This is a genomic window from Epilithonimonas zeae (genome assembly GCF_023278365.1).
GTDB lineage: Bacteria > Bacteroidota > Bacteroidia > Flavobacteriales > Weeksellaceae > Epilithonimonas > Epilithonimonas zeae_A.
In genome coordinates this window covers 3,115,469-3,134,472 of sequence record NZ_CP075338.1, presented here as the reverse complement: position 1 = coordinate 3,134,472, position 19,004 = coordinate 3,115,469, and the positions used below count along the sequence as shown (strand labels likewise).

Here is a 19,004-nt window from a genome sequence, read left to right as displayed (position 1 = left end):
TTAAGTTTCATAATAATGAAATGGCTATATCTGCAATGAAAAAGCTGCGTGCAAAAAAAAGGCCGTTCCCAGTAAGGAACGACCTGAAAAATATAATTCGTAATAATTTTTATTTTTTAATAAGCTTGAAAGCCTTCACTTCATTTCCACTGCTTACTTTCATAATATAAATTCCGGAAGCCAGTTTGGAAAGGTTTATTTCTGCATCTTTTTGATGCAATTCTTTTGCAAAAACCTGTTTGCCTGACAGATCATAAACATATATATTGTTAATATCCTTGATGTTATAAATTTTCAAAATATCTTTTACCGGATTTGGATAGAAAGAGATCTGATTTTTAGAAATCTCTGTTGTGCCAAGAATCTTATTGACATTTACATTAAACACACAAGTATCTATTATAGCACCTTCATATACAAGGTTATGAATAACAACAGTATTGCCTTCAGGAAATGCAGCGCCAGACTCTAATCCTTGGGCCAAAACAACTTGTGGCTCTGGTGTTTCACAAACATAACTTACCTTGAAAACGCCATCAAAACCTTCTTTTGCCGTCCAGTTCTGTCCATCCCCTGTTGTAAATGCAGTGGTTCCGTTTGATAAAGCAGATTTTATTTCCCAAGAAACCAATGGCCCCTGCATATTAATGGCAACCCAATATTTCCCAGATGTCAATTCTAATACCTCAGGTAATTTGATAACCGTTTCATATGCTGTTCCACCGGTAGTAGTTCCTATCTCGTTTTGTGATTCGATCGTTGGCGTAGCATAATTCATAATCAACTCTCCCGGTTTGCCATTATTATCTTTATAGAATGCAACAGAGGCTCCGTAAGAGAATCTGATCAAATGAGGAATTACTTTATCGATTTTCAAAGTTTTTCCAGCAGGAATCACAAAGTCGTTAGCTACAGTATTGAAGTTTGAAGCAGGCATCCAGTTTTCATAATTATTTCCAGGATAGTCGATGCCACAACTAGAGTTACCCTGAGAACCACAATTGAATGGCAAATTGTAATTTACGATCGCAGTTTCTCCTCCCGGGATTGTATTCACATTAATATCTGAAGGACAGGTAAAAGCACATCCTGGATCTGTGATACCACCAGAAATATTCAAAGTATAATCTTCCGCTTGTCCGGAATTGTAATAATAGCCTGCAGCACCTATTGGCCAAAACATAGAATATTCTGTGGCTGATTGCATTTTCAGAACCCTTATTCTTGTATTCCCATTGATTGCATTTTGCGGAACTGTTATTTGGAACTGTGTGAATTTATCATCTACACCGGAAGATGCAAAAATATAACCTTCACTGATGATTTCATTGCTTTCATCCAAAATTCCATTGTGATTCCAGTCAACAAAAAGAGTATAAGTATCTGGAGCATAATTTACACGATTTTTACCTTTGATTTTTACATTGTAAGTTTGACCTGCCTGTAGACTGAACACTTTATCTGTCATATCTTCATAGAAAGCAGAACTATTTGGGTCGGAATTGTAACCTACACCATTCACTTCAAAACGTGTTATTGGCGTTGCCGGGATACCATTGGCCACATTAGAAATTGGGTCATAGGCTTGCGGACTCGGGTTGTCTGGCAATATCCTGAATTCTGTAGTACCGTAGAAATTAGTTTCAAATTGCTCTACATTGATTCTCCAAGTTCCTGCTACGTCAGGCATTGTCTCTCCCCAAGGATAAGTTGGCGTATTTCCATTGAAATCAATATCAAAATTTCCATTGGCATCTGCATAGTATTTTCCTGTAATTCCGGAGCCAGACTCGTTCGGAGAGAAAATATGGACTACGACTTGTGCATTAGGTTCAATATTTTTGGCGTGTAGTTTTATTCCAAAATTAAAAAACTGTTGCATTGTCAATGTTTTATTAGAAACTGAAGCTTCCAAGACTTCATTTTCATTTGCGACAACTTGTAATGTCGCGGTTGCAGTTTTTCCTTGTCCATCTGTTGCCTTCACTGTATGAGCACCTTTCAAAGAACGGATCATCTTAGCGCTTATCTGTACAGAAAAATTCCCTTGAGCATCAACGGTTCCTGTAAAATCTCTCCATCTTTTCCCATTTGCGTCAGTATCGTAAACTGTAATTGTAGAGTTAGGAGAAAATCCAGTTCCAACAACAGGAAACCCGCCTGACCAATACCAAAATTCTTCTATTGTATTCGGTTCATCAGAAACCAAAGAAGTATCCAATGTAATCTGCTGTGCGCTAGTTATGCCGAACATAAATAGAAATAGCCACTTAAATAGTAATTTCACATCCATTTTAAAAATATTTTATAATTATTGAGACAATATTAGAATATCATCAAAGAATTTGAATATCTGTTGAGATAACAATATAACTACTAACAAAAAACAAGAGGTAACATTATATATACAATTGATTTAAAATTTTGAAAATCAATCAATTAAAAAAGTAATTTTTTTTGAAATTTATTCTTCCTATATTCGAGTCATATTTCTGAAAATGCGTTGGGCTTTTTGTATTTTTTTAGCTTTTAATCTGATATTTGTTTCCGGTCAAACAAGTCTTTCCAAAGACCCGGACAAATATGCCACTACTCTTCTGAAGCAGACGGTGGATTATATGCAAACCAACAGAACAAAGGCAATGAGTTATCTGCAAGAAGCCCTAAAGTTGGAAAACAAATTGGCAGACAGTACAAAAGTCAGTCTTTATGTTACTGCAGGAAATACATATAAAGATCAAGAATCTTACTACCAAGCACTTAATTATTATTACAAAGGACTAGAAATCAACAACAAAACAGATTCACGTGATTCTTATTCTATTTTAAATAATATTGGAGGCTGTTATTACCTAATGGGAAATTTTAAGAAAGCCAGACAGTTTTGGGAACAATCGCTTAAAAAATTTGAAAGCAGTAAACCTGAGCAAAAATCTGTAGAAGGTTCTATCATTTATAATAATCTTGCCGTCTTAGAAAAAGAACAGGGAAATTATGCCCGAGCTTTGGAAATGTTGAAAGAATTCAAGAATCGCAATACGGCTGCAAAAGACACACTCAATATTATTATGGCGTATGAGAATATTGCCAATGTTAATCTGAAATTAAAAGAAACCGAAACTGCAGTCGATAACCTGAGACAAGGCATCACTCTGGCAAAGAAAATCAAATCGCCTTACGACATTGCAAGTCTTTATAACATTTTGGGGAAAATCTACCTCAATAATATCATCAACAGAGATTCGGCTTTATATTACTTAAAAAGCTCTTATGACATTTCAGAAAAGAGTAGCTTTTCTGATCTAAAATTGTTTTCAGCAGAAAATTTGGTAAAACTTTTTGAAAAAGAAAAAGATTACAAAAGTGCACTGCAATATCTTCATACGGCAAAATCATTATCCGAAGCTTCTATCAATCAGGAAAACAATAAAAAAGTAAACCGTTTGGAAATTGAATTCAATGAAAAAATGACCCAAAATGAACTTTTAGCTTCTCAAACCAAAAGAGAGCGCTTTTTTATTTTCGGAATTGCCTTGCTTTTATCGTTCTCGGTTATCATCTTTTTATTATTCCAATTACAGAAAAATAAAACGGCGAAAAGAGTTGCCGAAAACGAATTATTAGCTAAGAAATTAGAAGAAAAAAACAAAGAGCTTACGAATAGTGCTATCCAAATGTTACAAACTTCAGAAATTATCCAATCCACACAAAAAGAATTGAGCGAGCTGAATTCAGGAACGGAAATGTCCGATAATAAAATATTTCACATTATTTCTGAACTCAAGAAAAGCTCAAAGGGCTTCGGAAAAGATGAGTTTTACAAAATTTTTATGGAAACCGAAGACCAATTCTATAAAAAACTCCTGAATGAATTTCCCGACTTGACTAAAAATGAATTAAGGCTTTGTGCTTTCCTAAAACTCAATCTGTCCTCCAAAGAAATCTCTGACATTACACACCAGAGTCCGCACAGCATAGTAGTTGCGAGGTCAAGACTTAGAAAAAAATTAAGACTCTCCAATTCAGAAAGTCTTAATAATTTTTTGATTAAATACTAGTATTTAGCTAAGTAAAGTCGCTGTCAACGATTTTTCAAAACTGAAAGCTTGGCTTACAGGACAATTTTCTTTGGCATCTTTTGCAATTTTTTGGAATTCTTCTTCCGAGATCGCAGGAACTTTTGCAGTCAGTGTCAATTCAGATAAAGTAATTTTTCCGTCAACTAAAGAGATTTTGCAATCTGTCTCCAAAGATTCTGGAATAAAACCTGCTTCTGACAACAGAGCTGAAGTTTTCATTGTAAAACAACCTGCGTGAGCTGCTGCCAACAATTCTTCCGGATTGGTTCCAACGCCATCTTCAAATCTACTTTTGAAGGAATATTGAGTTTCATTAAGCGTTGTACTTTGTGTTGTTAAAACACCACTTCCGTCTTTTACTGTTCCTTTCCAAACAGCTTTTGCACTTCTTTTCATATGTAAATATTTTATTGGTTGTAAAGGTAATATGGAATCTAAGATTACATAATTTTTATTTTAATCAGATTAATTGTATAAGATTCTTAACGTAAAGGCGCATTATAAGATTAAATGTTTTCAAGTCGCAAATGAAATCATCGTTAATAATTTATAATTCATCATTAATCTCAGTCCCAGTCTGCGGCTACAAACTTCATTTTGTCTCCGTTGCCATTTGATAAAGTTAAGAAATGTCCTTCGATTTTGTATTGATCCATTGTTGGTAATTCTTTTCCAAACAATACTTCCAGCTTCATTCTTCCGTCACAATACATCATTGTTGAACCAACGCCAGAAAATTTGGCTTTCCCTTTATTGAGTTCCGCTGTGAAAAACATTCCGTTGCATCCCATTTTTGCACCATATTGATTTGGAGCTTCAGCTCTTTTAGTCAAATCCATATTCGCTTCGAGTTTAGTTAATTCGGCTTTGGTAAAATCCTTATACTCAACCAACATCCATTTTCGGTTAATATTTCCCATTGATTCTGACACTTTTTTTGATGAATTGCAAGAAATTAGCAAAAGCATTAATAATGATAAAACACCAATTGATTTGAGAAATTTCATTCTTTTAAATTTACACAATCTCTCTACCAAATTCATACCATTAGATTTAAAATAATCATTAAATTAGCCCATTAAAATAAGTCTTAATGCAATTGTTTGATCTAGCTCAAATTAGATTGGGTAATAGCTTTTAAGAATCAATAATTTTTTACTTATGAAAAAAATATTACTAGTAATGACCCTGATTTTGGGTTATGCTCAAATGAAAGCTGACGAAGGAATGTGGCTTCTGATGCTTGTAAAACGTCTGAACGGCGTTGATATGCAGAAGGAAGGTCTGCATTTGACTCCTGAAGAAATTTACTCTGTAAACAATTCCAGTTTGAAAGATGCTATCGTGAGTTTCGGTGGTTTCTGTACTGGCGAAATGGTTTCCAGCCAAGGTTTGATTTTTACCAACCACCACTGCGGTTATGATGCTGTAGCAGCGGCTTCTACACCTGAGAAAGATTATCTGAAAAACGGATTCTGGGCAATGAAACCGAATGAAGAATTCAATGCGAAAGGTCTTTACGTGAGATTTTTGGTAAGAATGGATGACGTTTCTGCAAGAATCAATGCAAAATTGAACAACAATATGTCTGCTGCTGATAGAAAAGCGGTTATTGATGCTGAATATAAAGCCATTCAAACAGAAAATTCTGAGAACGGAAAATACACTGTTGTTGTAAGAGATTTCTTTAATGGAAATGAGTTCTATTATTTTGTATATCAAGACTATAAAGACATCCGATTGGTTGGTGCCCCACCTTCCTCTTTAGGAAAATTTGGTGGTGATACAGATAACTGGGAATGGCCAAGACACACTGCAGATTTCACAGTTTTCCGTGCTTATGCAGATGCAAACGGTAATCCTGCAGAATATTCTGAAACCAATGTTCCTTTGAAACCAAAACATCATTTACCAGTTTCTCTTAAAGGTTACAAACCTGGAGATTTCACAATGATTCTTGGATATCCTGGAAGAACCAATCGTTATTTGACATCTTTCGGAATCGAGCAAATGGTGGACAAAGATTATCCGGCTTGGGTAGAAGCATCTAAATTAACAATGGATGTTTTGAAAAAGTACATGGATAAAGATAAGGCTACTCAATTGGACTACGCCTCTCAATACGCAAGTGTTGCCAATTACTGGAAAAACAGACAAGGAACTATTGATGCGGTAAAAAAAAACGGAACAGTTGCTGAGAAACAAAAACTGGAGCAGACTTATAACCAATGGGCTGCGCAATCTCCAAATGAGCAAACTTATTATGGTGTTTTACCAGAAATAAAATCTTATTACAATCAAGTTTCTGGTAGAAATGTAGAAAGAAACTACGGTGGTATTTTGCAGAGAAATGCACATTACATCGCAACAGCTTATCAATTGGGCAGTCTTTTCAAAACTTACGCTGATCAAGACGAAGCTGGAAAAGCAGCTATGAAAACGAAAGTTCTTGAAGCTGTTGACAAGGCTTACGACGGTTTCCACGATAATGTTGAAGGCGAAATGCTGAACTCTCTTGCCTCTCTTTACAAAACAAGAGTAGCTAAAGAATTTGCTTCTCCAACGATTTTGGCTGCTGACGTTAATACACTTTCGACAATGGCTTATGCTTCTGTTTTTGCTAACAAAAAATCAGCTTTAGCTTTTGTAGAAAATCCAGACAGATTGAAAATTGACGCAGATAAATTGAGACAATTTGCCAACGGAATTGTTGAAGACCAAAAATTAAGTGCTGAAAAATATTCTAAAATTGATGAGAACTTTGCTAAAAACAGCAGACTTTTCTTAGACGGACTTAGAAAATCTCAGCCTGATAAAAAATTCTATCCGGATGCTAACTCTACAATGAGATTGACTTACGGAACGATTGAAACACTTCCTGTAAGAGAAGACAGAAACTACAAAGGAATCAAGGAAAACTATTATACCGACATCAATGGTATGGTTGCTAAATACAAAAAAGGCGACGAAGAATTTGACCTTCCTCAAAAAGTTCTGGACCTTGCGAAGAAAAAAGATTACGGACAATATGCTGATAAAAAAGGCGGATTTATGCCAATCAACTTCTTGTCTAACAACGACATCACAGGAGGAAACTCAGGTTCTCCAATTATCGATGGAAACGGTCACTTGATTGGTCTTGCTTTCGATGGAAACAGCGAAGCTTTGAGCGGCGATATCGTTTTCGAACCACAATTGCAAAGAACAATTAATGTTGACGTTCGTTACGTACTTTGGGTAATTGACAAATATGCTGGTGCCACAAGATTAATCAGCGAGTTGACTTTGGTAAAATAATTATCATCAAAATATTCTAAAGCCACCAAGATTTTGGTGGCTTTTTTTTAATTCCTGGAAATCGGCATCAGCGTACTGATTCCAATCCTGTTGTAAGAATTAATAATAATGACAGTCATTATGATTTCAGCAATTTGTTGTTCCGTAAAAAGTTCTTTCGCTTTGTTATAAGTGTCTTCTGATAATCCTTTTTTGTTGATTAAAGTAATCTCTTCTGTCATTGCTAGGATAACCTGCTCTTCGACAGAATATAACTCCAATGCTTCTCTCCAAGCGTTCAGCAGATAGATTCTTTGTGGTGTTTCACCCAATTTTACAGCATCTCTCGTGTGCAAATCCAGACAATGCGCACATCCATTGATTTGCGAAGCTCTGATTTTGATAAGCTCCTGCCAAGTGTGACTTAGCGAAATATTCTGTAAATAAGTTATCAATCCCAGCATTGCTTTGTAAGCTGCAGCATCTGTTTTTGCAATATTTAATCTGTTATTCATAAAAATTATTTTTGATTAATTATTCAACAAATTTCGGATTACTAGATTTTAAAAAACTTAAACTGGTTTAAGAAAAAGTTTGGTGGCTTTTTTGTTGCAGCATTCTCTCAAAACCATTTTCAGTAATTTTTTGTAAATTAGAGAAATCATTTTTTATGAGTTTAAAATCCTTACTTCATTGGTCCTTTATTTTCCCGCTCTTATCATTAATTTACTATCTGCTTGGCGTTACAGACGACAGTCCTTTGTTGGCTGTGTTAGGTGGCGTTCTGTTAATCACTTCTGTTCTAGGAGCCGTTCATCACGCAGAAGTTGTAGCACATAAAGTAGGTGAACCATTTGGAACCATCATTCTTGCAATTGCCATTACGGTTTTGGAAGTAGGATTAATAGTATCATTAATGGTAGCCGGAGGAAAAGAAACTCATACACTCGCAAGAGATACGGTTTTTGCCGCAGTAATGTTGATTTTGAACGGAATTCTCGGTGCTTGTCTTTTGGTGGGCAGCATCAAATTCAAAGAACAATTCTTTGCCAGAACTTCCGGAAATATGGCTTTAATCAGTCTCGTTGCAATTGTCGTAATGACTATGATTTTACCTAATTATACAACTAGCGAGCTTTCAGCAACATTTAGCAAAGCGCAACTCATATTCTTCTCCGTAGCGTCTCTCGTGATTTACAGTACATTTTTGATGGTTCAAACTGTAAGACACAGAAATTATTTTCTTCCGGAAAACGATGATGAGCCACATGCAGAACCACCAACCAACTTCGAAAGTACAATGAGCTTGATTTTCCTGATTATCTGTTTGGGCGTCGTGGTATTTCTAGCAAAAGCTTTGTCTCCACAAATCGAAAATATGGTTCATAACTTTGGAGCACCACAAGCATTAGTCGGGGTAATCATTGCAGCTGTTGTCCTTTTACCGGAAGGAATGGCGGCGATAAAAGCAGCAAGAAGAAATCAATTTCAAACAAGTTTAAATCTGGCTTTAGGTTCAGCTATTGCGAGTATCGGATTGACAATTCCTTGCGTTGCAGTAGTTTCCATTATCTACGAAATGCCTTTATTACTTGGACTCGATATCAAATCAATGGTTTTACTTGCCCTGTCGCTTTACACCGTAATGTTGTCCTTAAACCGAGGAAAAACTAATATTCTTTACGGCGTTGTACTCTTGGTTAATCTTTTCGCTTATATTTTTACCGTTATCGTTCCTTAAAATTTTTAATTTTGATTGATGAAATTTTAGATCTGAAACAAACCTGAAGCAAATAGTTTAATTTAAATCAAAAACTTTAGAATAATATTTTTTGAAAATTATTGAACCAAATCTTTAAATTTAAAAAATATTTAAGACCATTAAAACTAAATGAAAACCTTCGAAACCGAACGATTAAGAATGAAAGTCGCAGACCTAGACGATGCAGATTTCTTTCTAGAATTATATAATTTACCTTCATTCATCAAACATATTGGCGACCGAAAGCTCCGCACCAAACAAGATGCAGAACAATATATTAAGGACAGATTTCTCCCTCACATTGAAAAGTTAGGTTACGGAAATTATGTTGTGATTCATAAAGAGCTTGACAAAAAAATCGGTGCTGTTGGCGTATTTGTCCGAGAAGGTATCGAAGTTCCTGATATTGGTTTTTCTTTCTTTCCGGATTTTGAAGGTAAGGGGTTTGCTTATGAATCAGCTTCGAAACTAAAAGAATTAGTTGCCAGTAATTTCGGCTTGACAAAAATATCAGCAATGACTTCTGACGAAAATATTTCTTCTCAAAAATTGATTGAAAGATTGGGTTTGAAGTTCCAGAAATACGTCATTTTCCCTGATGATAATGAGGAATTAAGATATTATGAAAATTAATATTACCACATAAGCACAGCTTTCTATTTTTAGATTAAGTTTAAATAATTAAACACATTACTCTATTTAATCTTTTTACTAATTTTAATATTTCGCTTCAATGTTCCTATATGATTAAAATATTCTAATAATTAATGTCAAAAACTTACGAAACGGAACGCCTTATCATAAAGCTTGTCGATATCGATGATGCTGAATTTATGATGCAATTGGTCAACACAGAAAAATGGCTGAAAAATATCGGCGATAGAAATATTCACAGTCTTGAGGACGCTCAGAAATATATCCGAGAAAAGAATCTACCCAATATTGAAAGACTTGGCTTTGGAAATTGTGTTATAATTCTGAAATCCAACAATGCGAAAATCGGGACTGTTGGTTTATATGATAGAGAAGGAATTGACGGTGTTGATATTGGTTTTGCATTTTTGGAAGAATATGAGGGAAAAGGTTACGCGTACGAATCCGCCAAAAAAGTGATGGATATCGGAATCAATGATTTTGGAATTAAAAAAGTCAGTGCGATTACTTTACCAGAGAATTTCTCTTCAATTAAATTAATTGAAAAATTGGGACTGAAATTCAAACAAGTGGTAAGAATTCCGAATGATGATGTTGATCTTAATCTCTATGAACTCAATTTATAATAATGAATTTACCACACCGCATCGAAATTATTGAATCAAAAAAACTGATTGGATTCAGCATTACAACTTCTTTTCAGGACGATAAAACACCTATTATCTGGAAGAAATTGATGATGAGAAGAAATGAAATCACCAATCGAATTCCGAATCGATTATTCTCGCTTCAAATCTATCCGGAGAATTTTACACCGAATCAAACTTTCACAAAATATGCTTTGGCTGAAGTCTCTAATTATGATAATATTCCAAATGATTTTGAATTGTTTGACTTAGAAAGTGGAAAATATCTTGTTTTCAACTACAAAGGAAAAGCGGAAAACGGACCGGAACTTTTCCGATATCTGTTTCAAAATTTCATTCCGGAAAATCACTTCGAGGTTGATAACAGACCTCATTTTGAAATTTTCGGTGACCATTATAATCCGAACGATGATTCTGCTGAGGAAGAGATTTGGATTCCGATAAAATAGTTATTCTGTAATCTCGATGATATTATTTTCCGGATCCAGAATGACGCTTTCGTAATAACCGTCGCCTGTCGTTCTCGGTTCTCCAATGATTTCAAAACCGTCATTTCTAAGTCTTTCTGTCAATTCATTCACCTTCTCTTTACTTCCCGTCGAAAAAGCGAGATGAATCAATCCTAATTTCTGGACTTCATTATGATTATTGGCTTCGGTAATGTCCGGTCGAAACATTATTTCCAAGCGAGAACCATTTTCAAAACTCAGAAAATAGGATTCGAATTTTTTAATCGGATTGATATATTTTTCGTTGGAAATGGCGTCAAAATAAGTTTCATAAAAAGACCTCATCATCTCCAAATCCTTTACCCAAAAGGCAATATGATCAATTCTCATTTCATTTTATTTTTAGTAATTAATTTATCTTTGAGCCATTTCTGAATTTCAGATTTTAATGGTTTTATTTTGTAACTGTAAACTATCTTTTTAATAACTGCAACGCCTTAATAATTTTATGGTCATTTTCTAAGTTCTTCAAATCATCACCACCTATAATCTCAAAATCAGGGATTACATTGTTTTTATAAACCTTTTGGTTTCTATCTATCACATAATCTGTTGACAGATTAATACCTGCTATATTATTGATTTTAAAACCCTGTACAGCTGTCGTATAATTCGCAGTTGGTTCTCCAACTATAAAAGTCTTTTTGCGCCCAACAAAGGAAATAGCCGTCATTTCCCCAGCACTGGCTGTGTAACAGCTTGTCAAAATAATTACTGGTATAGCTTCTCTTATGGGATATTCTAAAGCTTTTTTATGTTCTAACTCAACACCATCAATCAGCATTTTGTCCTGATATATCTCCCATTTTCCACTAGGTTGATTTTTGGCATCTTTGAAACCTCCAAAGACTAAATTACGTCCAATGAAATTTTTCAAACCAAGGAGAATGGGATACATATTTCCGCCTGTGTTCAATCTTAGGTCAATAATCCAGCCTTTAATTTTGTTGGAATTCACGGCATTGATGTGCGAAACAATATCATCTGCAAGACTGTCAACTTTTTTAAAAGAAAAGTCATTATTGCCCGGAATTCTTATATACCCATACTTTTTATCAATGACTTTACTGTGAACTGTCTTTTCAGTCTTTATCTTTTCTTTCAAATAAGAGTTGTTAGAAACTAATGGTTTTTGCCAGCCATATGTTTTGCCTTTATATTTTAAGCCTCCGTGATGGTCATTTAATTTTTGAAAAACATCTTCATATAAAGGTACCAATTCATCTACCGAAGACAGATTTTCAGATTTGGAATATAAATCACTCTTAATTTTTTCCAAATCTTCTACATTTATTGAATGTGATTGTATTAACGTAAAAGATTTATCAATAAATTGTTTTACAGAATCATTTTTAAAAGTCTGAGAATAAGAAATTTGGAAAACTAAAATACAGCATAACAAGAAATATTTATTCATAGAAGAGTTTATTTAGTTTTCAATTAATAATTATTTAAAAGTGACATTATAATTTTATAGATTAAGATTTAATTAATCTAGAATCTGTGCAGCGTGGTCTTTGGTTTTCACTTTATCGATAACCTGAGTACAAATTCCGTTTTCATCAAAAACAAAAGTCGTTCTCACAATTCCCATAAACTCTCTGCCCATAAACTTCTTCAACTGCCAAACCCCAAATTTGTCAATGATATCGTGATTTTCATCCGCAATAACATCAAATGGCAACTCATTTTTATCACTGAAGTTTTTCTGACGCTTCACAGAATCTGCACTAACTCCTAATAATTGAAAACCTTTCTTTTTCAAATCCGAATAATTATCTCTCAAATTACAAGCCTCGGCAGTACAACCAGGTGTGCTTGCTTTCGGATAAAAGAAAACAACCAATTTTTTGCCTTTTAGTTTTTCTGAATCTATATTTTTTCCTTCCTGATTAATTCTAATAAATTCTGGTAAAGAATCGCCAACGTTCAACATAATTTCTATTTTTGTTGAGACAAATTTACCATCAAAATGACGAAAAAGCAAAGAGCCAAGATTGTTCAGGAAGAATTAGAAAAATTATATCCCGAAGTTCCGATTCCGTTGGACCACAAAGACGCTTATACTCTGATGGTTGCAGTTGCTCTTTCTGCACAGACAACGGACAAAAAAGTGAACCAGGTCACGCCTTCTCTTTTCGCAGTTGCTGATACACCTGAGAAAATGGCCAAGTTGAGCGTTGAAGAAATCAAGGAACTAATTAAAGAAATCGGGCTTTCGAATTCCAAAGCGAAAAACCTAAAAAAAATGGCAGAAGTCTTGGTGGAAAAATTCAATTCTGTAGTACCACAAACTTATGAAGAATTGGAAAGTCTGGCTGGTGTTGGTCACAAAACAGCTTCTGTGGTGATGAGTCAGGGATTCGGCTTTCCAGCGTTTCCCGTTGATACACATATCCACAGATTGATGACACAATGGAAATTAACCTCAGGAAAAAATGTTATCGAAACCGAAAGAGATGCAAAAAGTCTTTGGAATGAAAGCGTTTGGAACAAATTGCACCTTCAGATTATTTTTTACGGGCGAGAATATTCTCCAGCGAGAGGCAATAAGGAAAAGGATTTTATTCCGAAATTATTGTTTCCAGAAAAAGCTTAATGTTTTCTCTTCAACATTCTCCTCATATGAAAATATTTGGTTTGCTTAACATGATGCGGATATTTCCTCCCTTTCGGAATATTATTGAAAATCAAAGCCATCATCAATAAAATCAAAACGCCACTCAAAACCGGCGACACTACATACCAATATCCTAATGCCTGAATTTTCCCAGCCGGAAGAACTGCAATCAAAGCCGTTGCACCACCTGGCGGATGCATTGTTTTGGTAATTTGCATCACAACAATTGATGAAGCAACAGCAATGGAAGCGCTTAACCAAAGAATATCCGGTAAGAATTTATACGCTGTCACACCAACTAAAGCTGACAAAACGTGTCCGCCAATGAGATTTCTGGGTTGAGCTAAAGGACTATTTACAGCGCCGTAAACCAAAACACTCGATGCGCCGAATGAGCCAATCAGAAAAACGTTTTCAATCTCGGTCAAATGTTGAGACTGTAAAAATGCAATTAATCCAATCCCGAAAAAAGCGCCTAGAAATGACCAAAAATGGTCTTTGAAATCGACTAAGGTTTCCTGATAAAAAATGTATTTTGTGTGTCTAAGCCTTCTTCTAATATGTTTCCTCATCATTTTATTTCTTTGCCCAAAGTTCCATTTTACGTTCCAACACTTCTAGTGGAAGACAACCTTGACTTAAAACCTCATCGTGGAAAGATGCCAGATTGAATTTCTTTCCTTGCTCTTTTTGATATTTATTTCTCAACTCACGGATTTTCATTGCACCCGTTTTATAACTCAAAGCTTGTCCAGGCAAAGCCATATAACGCTCCACTTCTGCGGTTGCGCCGGCTTCATCATAAGCAACATTGCTCAAGAAATATTTAATCGCTTCTTCGCGAGACATTTGTCCTGTATGAATTCCAGTATCAATCACAAGGCGAACAGCTCTCAGCATTTCATCACTCAAAGAACCCATTTTTTGATAAGGGTCGGTATAAAGTCCAAATTCTGAACCTAATGATTCACAGTACAATGCCCAACCTTCACCATAAGCACCAATCCAACCGAATCTCATAAACTTAGGCAACTTGGTATTTTCCTGTTGCAGAGAAACCTGATAATGATGTCCAGGAATCGCTTCGTGAAGGAAAAGAGATTCCATCCCGGAAGTCACATTGAATTTTGCCGGATCAGGAATCGGTATATAAAAAATCCCGGGACGCTTCCCGTCTGCACTTCCCTGAATATATTCCGCACTGGCGCTGGCTTCACGGTATTTTTCGGTTTGACGAATTTCAAAAGGTGTTTTCGGCGTTACATTGAACATCGTTTTCAACTTCGGTGTGATTTTATCCAGGATGGATTGAAATCCTGCCAACACTTCTGCCGAAGTTTTATAAGGCATTGCTTTTGGGTCGGTTTTTACATAATTCAGGAATTCTTCCAAAGAACCCTTGAAACCGACTTGAGCTTTCACTTTCTCCATATCATTTCTGAGTCTTTCAACTTCAGAAAGTCCGGTTTTATGGATTTCTTCTGGTGCTTTATTAGTTGTTGTCCAGCTTTTCACATAATAAGCGTAGATATTATTTCCGTTTGGTAAAGCTCCATAACCATCTGTCGTTCTAGCTTTTGGCAAATATTCTTTTTCTAAGAAATCCGCCATTTTAAGATAAGCCGGAATCAATTTATTCTTAATGGCATCTTGGTAAAGCTTGGTATATTTGTTCGCAATAACAGGTTTGAAATCTTTCGGAAGGTTTTTTATAGGACCGTAGAAAATATTTTTATCGATTTCGAAAGTTGTGATTTCATCGGCTTTCATTTGTGGAATCATTTTCAGCACTAATGATTTTGGAAGCACCACATTATTTTTAATTCCTAATCTAAAATTCTCAATAGCAGAATCCATCCAAAGAGGAAATTCATCAACTCTTTTCAACCAATTATCATAATCTTTTTCGGTTTTGAAAGGCTGAATTCCGCTTCCACTTCCTAACATAGGAAAAGTCAGAGGCAAACCATCGAATTGTGTGAAAGGAATATATTCTGGATGATAAGCATAACGCTCTTGTTTGTCGATCAATGTATATTCAAGAACATCAAAAACTACTTTCTGATCATTACCCAAACTATTATAATCAATCGACTTCAATTGATTCTGAACCGAATTATAAAATGCAATTTCTTTTTTGATAAAATCCTGGCTCAGATTATTTGGCAAAAGGTCATTATATCTTTCGTCTCCTTGTGAAGTAGCTTCCAGAGGATATAATTTCAAATATTCTTCATAATAATTAGCTGCGATAGAGTCCAAATCAGAAGTACTGAATCCTTCATTCTTCACCATCGGAGAATCTCCTTTTTTACAGGAAATAATATTGATAGACAATCCTATGAGCAGCAATATTTTGTAAAAAAATTTCATTTTGTCAATTTTGTAGTGTAAATATAATATTTTAAAGTCAGGAATCCACCCTCTCATTTGCAGGGCAAAGTCATCATATATTAACAAAACATCAACAGACACACCAATTCTTATGATTATTATCAAAAATAATTAATAAAAATTTTTCAAATTCATTCAATTTTTTATCTTTGTTCAGCACAATTAAAAATTTATAATAATCTATTATCCTTAAAATGAAAGGAATCTTAAAGATTTATCACCCAGAGGAAACTCTGAAATATTTCATCGATAGCACTTATTGCAAGTCTGTTTATATCAACTCGCAGAATTTTTTGGAAGTTGAGATTATCACAAACGACTCATTGGACCACGTGGACGATGATTCTTTACAATACAATTTCCCGCAATTATCTTTAGACATTATAGAATTTCCTGTTACAACATCTGAATTAGAAGGACAAACGTTCCTCATAGAGGATACAGATGATGAAGTTTTCACAGAAGTTGACCTTTTTGATGATGAAGAGGCATTCTTGTTCGAGAATGAACTGAAGTTTGATAAAAATGAAACCGGTGACCTTCAGCTTTCTTGGACAGGACAAATCACTGATTTCTATACTGGTTCTGAAAACCCTATCCCTTTCAAATTAAAATGCCACTTCCGTCCGGATGAGATAGAAGTTGACGATTAATCCTTTCCGAAAATAATATTTATATTTACGAATCGTTATAAAAACAATATTATAACGCTAACAAGCCATTGCCAATGTATCAGGACCTGGATGATATTATTTTCGAAGAGAGACATAAAGCTTACGGCGCTTATGCCTTCCGCAAACATTATGATTTTACGCTTACCAAGGCTTTGGTAGTAGGCGTTTTCCTGTTCTCTGTTTTATTTTTTCTTCCGGCTTCTTTAATTAAAACTAAAAAGGCAACTGCTGTTAATAGTGAGAATATCATTCCTGTAGAATTGACGGAAATGCGCATCAATTATGGCGATAACCGAAACGGAAAAGGTGCTGAAGAACCAAAAGAGGAAGAAGGAAGTCCAGCCCCAATCGTTGAAAAGAAAGAGGAAAAGGAAGTTGTAACAGAAGTTGCTAAAGCTTCAAAAGAAAAAGTAGAAAAAGACATTCCTGAAAATACAGTTCCTATCCCAACCAGAACCAAAAATCCACCGGTAGCCACTAAAAAAGCTAATGATAAGACCAACTCTCCTGTTGTTGCCAATTCTACAAAAACAGTAACCGGAAAGACCAACGCAAAAGGGGATATCAAAAAAGAAAATGCGACTGGAGATGGAAAAGGGAATGCTGCTATCGGGAATCTATTGAAAGGACGAGGAACAAAATCCGGCTCACAGGGCAACGGAACCGGACCTGGAAATTATGGCGACCCTCTTGGCGGAGACGGCGATGGAAATAGTTTAATCGGAATTGATAGAAAATTAACAGGTTTCATTCCTGGAACAATGGGAAGAGGCGGCGCACAACCAAACCACGATTGCTCTGCAAGTGGAAGTATTACAATTTCTTACACTGTCGACAAGTCCGGAAAAGTCACTTCCGCAAGACGATTAAGCGGTGTTTCTGACCCTTGTGTAATGAATACCGCTGTAAGCTGGGTAAAACAATACGTGAAAGCCGAAGCGGCAAATGTCTCGTCCAAAGGAACTTATAAGATTACTTTTTAAAATTCCTATTAATAATCATTTTTCGTAAATTCATTAGTCATCTATTCGGATTAATCATCAACTAATTCATAAATTTGAAACTATAAAATAACAGACAAAACTATGGCAAATCAAAATATTTCTATTTGGGAATTCCTTTTTGGTGGAGGCTTATTGAGTGTTTCTCTTATCATCATTTTAATATTTTCGGGAATTGCAGCCTTAGTTTTTTTTGGACAGAAATTATACGCGCTCAACAGAGAAAATCAGGTTGACCCTTATCTTTTGAAAAATGTCAATGACCTCTTGAATGACGGCAGAATACAATCTGCGGTAGATTTTTGCAGAAGAGATAATTCTCCAGAATCCAGAAGTGTAGAAAAAGGACTTTCCAGATTGGGAAGACCTGTGAGCGAAATCGCCAATGCAATGGAAACCCACGCTCAGATAGAACTCAACAAAGCTGAAAAAAACATCAATTATTTGGCAACACTTTCCGGTGCAGCTCCTATGTTGGGGCTTCTCGGCGGTGTTTTGATTTTGGCTTCCACTTTCGGAACTTTATCAAAAACTGATACTGTTGTTGCTCAAAATCTTTTAGCTGCTAATTTCTATAAAGCTTTAGCACCATCGGTTGTTGGTCTTATCGTTGGATTTATGTCTTACATTTTCCATAATGTTTTGGTTGGAAAGGTTGATTATCTGTTGATGAAAATTCAGTATCACACCAATGAGTTTCTAGACATCATCAACAAACCTTCTTAAGATGGAATTCCGAAGAAGAACAAAAAAATTATCCGGTTTGCCAATTGCTTTTTATGTAGTTGCGCTGTTGTTTTTTGTGCTTTTATTTTCATTCAATTCTCTTTATTACAAAGCTTCCGAACAACCCAAACCTGTTATTGCAGAAACTCCAAAACCAATAGAACAACCCAAAGCAGATTCTGTCGTAAAACCGGAAATCTATGTCCCAGATGTAGAAGTTTTACCTCCCGATACAGTTGCTCTAGCAAAAGAAACGTCTGCAGCAGTAAAAGAAGAAAAGAAGAAACCATCAAAAACTGAGAAAGAAGATAAGAAACTCGCCAAAAAAGAAGAGAAAAAAGAGACTACAACTCCAGATTCTAAGGATGATAAAATCACTAAAATAGGGAAAGACAGAATTCTTACAGGTTTCATTCCTGGAACAATGGGAAAAGCGGGAAAATTACCTTCTCACAATTGCAAAACCAAAGGTCAATTGGTGATGTTCATTACGGTTGATAAAGCCGGAAATGTAACCAATGCAGGACGAAGCAGCGGAATCAAAGATGCCTGTAATATCACAGCAGCCGTGATTTGGACAAAGCAATATGTGAAAGCCAAAAAATCTCAGAATATTTCGCAGGGAACTTACACGATTAATTTTTAGATTTTATTCTTTTTAA

Annotated in this window: 20 protein-coding genes; 11 read left to right on the top strand and 9 right to left on the bottom strand. The window is 35.3% G+C overall.

Features of this window, described 5'->3' with window-relative positions; genetic code table 11:
* Positions 1-109: 109 nt before the first annotated feature.
* A complete protein-coding gene (locus KI430_RS14245; protein WP_248875610.1) occupies positions 110-2,254 on the bottom strand; it encodes a T9SS type A sorting domain-containing protein in 2,145 nt (714 codons plus the stop codon).
* Positions 2,255-2,498: 244 nt separating this feature from the next.
* Between KI430_RS14245 and KI430_RS14240 the strand changes: the two genes are divergently transcribed.
* Positions 2,499-4,058, top strand: coding sequence for a tetratricopeptide repeat protein (locus KI430_RS14240; protein ID WP_248875609.1), 1,560 nt, complete (start codon positions 2,499-2,501; stop codon positions 4,056-4,058).
* Positions 4,059-4,061: 3 nt separating this feature from the next.
* Here KI430_RS14240 and KI430_RS14235 read toward each other — a convergent pair whose 3' ends face one another.
* Together KI430_RS14235 and KI430_RS14230 are read right to left on the bottom strand one after the other, a co-directional pair.
* On the bottom strand, positions 4,062-4,475 hold the full coding sequence (locus KI430_RS14235; protein ID WP_248875608.1) for an OsmC family protein: 414 nt from the start codon (positions 4,473-4,475) through the stop codon (positions 4,062-4,064).
* 170 nt (positions 4,476-4,645) lie between these two features.
* Positions 4,646-5,086, bottom strand: a complete 441-nt coding sequence (locus tag KI430_RS14230) for an META domain-containing protein (protein WP_248875607.1) — start codon at positions 5,084-5,086, stop codon at positions 4,646-4,648.
* 154 nt (positions 5,087-5,240) lie between these two features.
* Between KI430_RS14230 and KI430_RS14225 the strand changes: the two genes are divergently transcribed.
* On the top strand, positions 5,241-7,376 hold the full coding sequence (locus KI430_RS14225; protein WP_248875606.1) for a S46 family peptidase: 2,136 nt from the start codon (positions 5,241-5,243) through the stop codon (positions 7,374-7,376).
* Between the two features lie 47 nt (positions 7,377-7,423).
* On the opposite strand, the gene KI430_RS14220 is transcribed toward KI430_RS14225, so the two are convergent.
* On the bottom strand, positions 7,424-7,870 hold the full coding sequence (locus KI430_RS14220) for a carboxymuconolactone decarboxylase family protein (RefSeq protein WP_248875605.1): 447 nt from the start codon (positions 7,868-7,870) through the stop codon (positions 7,424-7,426).
* A gap of 155 nt (positions 7,871-8,025) precedes the next feature.
* Between KI430_RS14220 and KI430_RS14215 the strand changes: the two genes are divergently transcribed.
* The 4 genes from KI430_RS14215 (at position 8,026) to KI430_RS14200 (ending at position 10,867) form a co-directional block, all read left to right on the top strand.
* Positions 8,026-9,096 (top strand): calcium:proton antiporter, encoded by a 1,071-nt coding sequence (locus tag KI430_RS14215; protein ID WP_248875604.1) that lies wholly within the window; start codon positions 8,026-8,028, stop codon positions 9,094-9,096.
* 150 nt (positions 9,097-9,246) lie between these two features.
* Positions 9,247-9,750 carry a GNAT family N-acetyltransferase gene (locus KI430_RS14210; protein ID WP_248875603.1) on the top strand — a complete coding sequence of 168 codons (504 nt, stop codon included), beginning with the start codon at positions 9,247-9,249 and terminating at the stop codon, positions 9,748-9,750.
* 134 nt (positions 9,751-9,884) lie between these two features.
* The gene (locus tag KI430_RS14205) at positions 9,885-10,397 is read left to right on the top strand and encodes a GNAT family N-acetyltransferase (RefSeq protein ID WP_248875602.1); all 513 of its coding nucleotides are present in this window, start codon (positions 9,885-9,887) and stop codon (positions 10,395-10,397) included.
* Positions 10,398-10,399: 2 nt separating this feature from the next.
* Entirely contained in the window at positions 10,400-10,867 is a 468-nt protein-coding gene (locus KI430_RS14200) for a GyrI-like domain-containing protein (protein WP_248875601.1), read from the top strand.
* Here the strand turns inward: KI430_RS14200 and KI430_RS14195 are convergent, their stop codons facing one another.
* The 3 genes from KI430_RS14195 to bcp all read right to left on the bottom strand — a co-directional run bounded on the left by KI430_RS14195 (position 10,868) and on the right by bcp (position 12,863).
* Complete coding sequence (locus tag KI430_RS14195; RefSeq protein WP_248875600.1) at positions 10,868-11,257, bottom strand: VOC family protein; 390 nt, start codon at positions 11,255-11,257, stop codon at positions 10,868-10,870. It lies immediately after the preceding gene.
* A gap of 82 nt (positions 11,258-11,339) precedes the next feature.
* On the bottom strand, positions 11,340-12,344 hold the full coding sequence (locus KI430_RS14190) for a S41 family peptidase (RefSeq protein ID WP_248875599.1): 1,005 nt from the start codon (positions 12,342-12,344) through the stop codon (positions 11,340-11,342).
* Positions 12,345-12,416: 72 nt separating this feature from the next.
* Positions 12,417-12,863: a thioredoxin-dependent thiol peroxidase gene (gene bcp, locus KI430_RS14185; protein WP_248875598.1), complete on the bottom strand. Its 447-nt coding sequence runs from the start codon at positions 12,861-12,863 to the stop codon at positions 12,417-12,419.
* A 36-nt stretch (positions 12,864-12,899) separates the two neighbouring features.
* Between bcp and KI430_RS14180 the strand changes: the two genes are divergently transcribed.
* Entirely contained in the window at positions 12,900-13,526 is a 627-nt protein-coding gene (locus tag KI430_RS14180) for an endonuclease III domain-containing protein (RefSeq protein ID WP_248875597.1), read from the top strand.
* Here the strand turns inward: KI430_RS14180 and KI430_RS14175 are convergent.
* Both KI430_RS14175 and KI430_RS14170 read right to left on the bottom strand, forming a co-directional pair.
* A complete protein-coding gene (locus KI430_RS14175; protein ID WP_410744660.1) occupies positions 13,523-14,119 on the bottom strand; it encodes an HPP family protein in 597 nt (198 codons plus the stop codon). The genes KI430_RS14180 and KI430_RS14175 overlap by 4 nt on opposite strands.
* A gap of 4 nt (positions 14,120-14,123) precedes the next feature.
* Positions 14,124-15,920 carry a DUF885 domain-containing protein gene (locus tag KI430_RS14170; protein WP_248875595.1) on the bottom strand — a complete coding sequence of 599 codons (1,797 nt, stop codon included), beginning with the start codon at positions 15,918-15,920 and terminating at the stop codon, positions 14,124-14,126.
* 215 nt (positions 15,921-16,135) lie between these two features.
* Between KI430_RS14170 and KI430_RS14165 the strand changes: the two genes are divergently transcribed.
* The 4 genes from KI430_RS14165 to KI430_RS14150 all read left to right on the top strand — a co-directional run bounded on the left by KI430_RS14165 (position 16,136) and on the right by KI430_RS14150 (position 18,988).
* Entirely contained in the window at positions 16,136-16,594 is a 459-nt protein-coding gene (locus tag KI430_RS14165; protein WP_248875594.1) for a hypothetical protein, read from the top strand.
* A 74-nt stretch (positions 16,595-16,668) separates the two neighbouring features.
* The gene (locus KI430_RS14160; protein ID WP_248875593.1) at positions 16,669-17,598 is read left to right on the top strand and encodes a ferric siderophore ABC transporter substrate-binding protein; all 930 of its coding nucleotides are present in this window, start codon (positions 16,669-16,671) and stop codon (positions 17,596-17,598) included.
* A gap of 102 nt (positions 17,599-17,700) precedes the next feature.
* Complete coding sequence (locus KI430_RS14155) at positions 17,701-18,342, top strand: MotA/TolQ/ExbB proton channel family protein (protein WP_248875592.1); 642 nt, start codon at positions 17,701-17,703, stop codon at positions 18,340-18,342.
* A gap of 1 nt (position 18,343) precedes the next feature.
* On the top strand, positions 18,344-18,988 hold the full coding sequence (locus tag KI430_RS14150; RefSeq protein WP_248875591.1) for a hypothetical protein: 645 nt from the start codon (positions 18,344-18,346) through the stop codon (positions 18,986-18,988).
* The last annotated feature ends 16 nt before the right edge of the window (positions 18,989-19,004 follow it).

What these genes read in the sequence shown, in the direction of transcription:
- KI430_RS14220 (WP_248875605.1), bottom strand. Translation starts at nt 7,870, where the DNA reads ATGAATAACAGATTAAATATTGCAAAAACAGATGCTGCAGCTTACAAA.
- KI430_RS14230 (WP_248875607.1), bottom strand. Translation starts at nt 5,086, where the DNA reads ATGAAATTTCTCAAATCAATTGGTGTTTTATCATTATTAATGCTTTTG.
- KI430_RS14180 (WP_248875597.1), top strand. Translation starts at nt 12,900, where the DNA reads ATGACGAAAAAGCAAAGAGCCAAGATTGTTCAGGAAGAATTAGAAAAA.
- KI430_RS14215 (WP_248875604.1), top strand. Translation starts at nt 8,026, where the DNA reads ATGAGTTTAAAATCCTTACTTCATTGGTCCTTTATTTTCCCGCTCTTA.
- KI430_RS14205 (WP_248875602.1), top strand. Translation starts at nt 9,885, where the DNA reads ATGTCAAAAACTTACGAAACGGAACGCCTTATCATAAAGCTTGTCGAT.
- KI430_RS14155 (WP_248875592.1), top strand. Translation starts at nt 17,701, where the DNA reads ATGGCAAATCAAAATATTTCTATTTGGGAATTCCTTTTTGGTGGAGGC.
- KI430_RS14210 (WP_248875603.1), top strand. Translation starts at nt 9,247, where the DNA reads ATGAAAACCTTCGAAACCGAACGATTAAGAATGAAAGTCGCAGACCTA.
- KI430_RS14190 (WP_248875599.1), bottom strand. Translation starts at nt 12,344, where the DNA reads ATGAATAAATATTTCTTGTTATGCTGTATTTTAGTTTTCCAAATTTCT.
- KI430_RS14225 (WP_248875606.1), top strand. Translation starts at nt 5,241, where the DNA reads ATGAAAAAAATATTACTAGTAATGACCCTGATTTTGGGTTATGCTCAA.
- KI430_RS14200 (WP_248875601.1), top strand. Translation starts at nt 10,400, where the DNA reads ATGAATTTACCACACCGCATCGAAATTATTGAATCAAAAAAACTGATT.
- KI430_RS14160 (WP_248875593.1), top strand. Translation starts at nt 16,669, where the DNA reads ATGTATCAGGACCTGGATGATATTATTTTCGAAGAGAGACATAAAGCT.
- KI430_RS14170 (WP_248875595.1), bottom strand. Translation starts at nt 15,920, where the DNA reads ATGAAATTTTTTTACAAAATATTGCTGCTCATAGGATTGTCTATCAAT.
- KI430_RS14195 (WP_248875600.1), bottom strand. Translation starts at nt 11,257, where the DNA reads ATGAGAATTGATCATATTGCCTTTTGGGTAAAGGATTTGGAGATGATG.
- KI430_RS14245 (WP_248875610.1), bottom strand. Translation starts at nt 2,254, where the DNA reads ATGTTCGGCATAACTAGCGCACAGCAGATTACATTGGATACTTCTTTG.
- bcp (WP_248875598.1), bottom strand. Translation starts at nt 12,863, where the DNA reads ATGTTGAACGTTGGCGATTCTTTACCAGAATTTATTAGAATTAATCAG.
- KI430_RS14165 (WP_248875594.1), top strand. Translation starts at nt 16,136, where the DNA reads ATGAAAGGAATCTTAAAGATTTATCACCCAGAGGAAACTCTGAAATAT.
- KI430_RS14235 (WP_248875608.1), bottom strand. Translation starts at nt 4,475, where the DNA reads ATGAAAAGAAGTGCAAAAGCTGTTTGGAAAGGAACAGTAAAAGACGGA.
- KI430_RS14150 (WP_248875591.1), top strand. Translation starts at nt 18,344, where the DNA reads ATGGAATTCCGAAGAAGAACAAAAAAATTATCCGGTTTGCCAATTGCT.
- KI430_RS14240 (WP_248875609.1), top strand. Translation starts at nt 2,499, where the DNA reads ATGCGTTGGGCTTTTTGTATTTTTTTAGCTTTTAATCTGATATTTGTT.
- KI430_RS14175 (WP_410744660.1), bottom strand. Translation starts at nt 14,119, where the DNA reads ATGAGGAAACATATTAGAAGAAGGCTTAGACACACAAAATACATTTTT.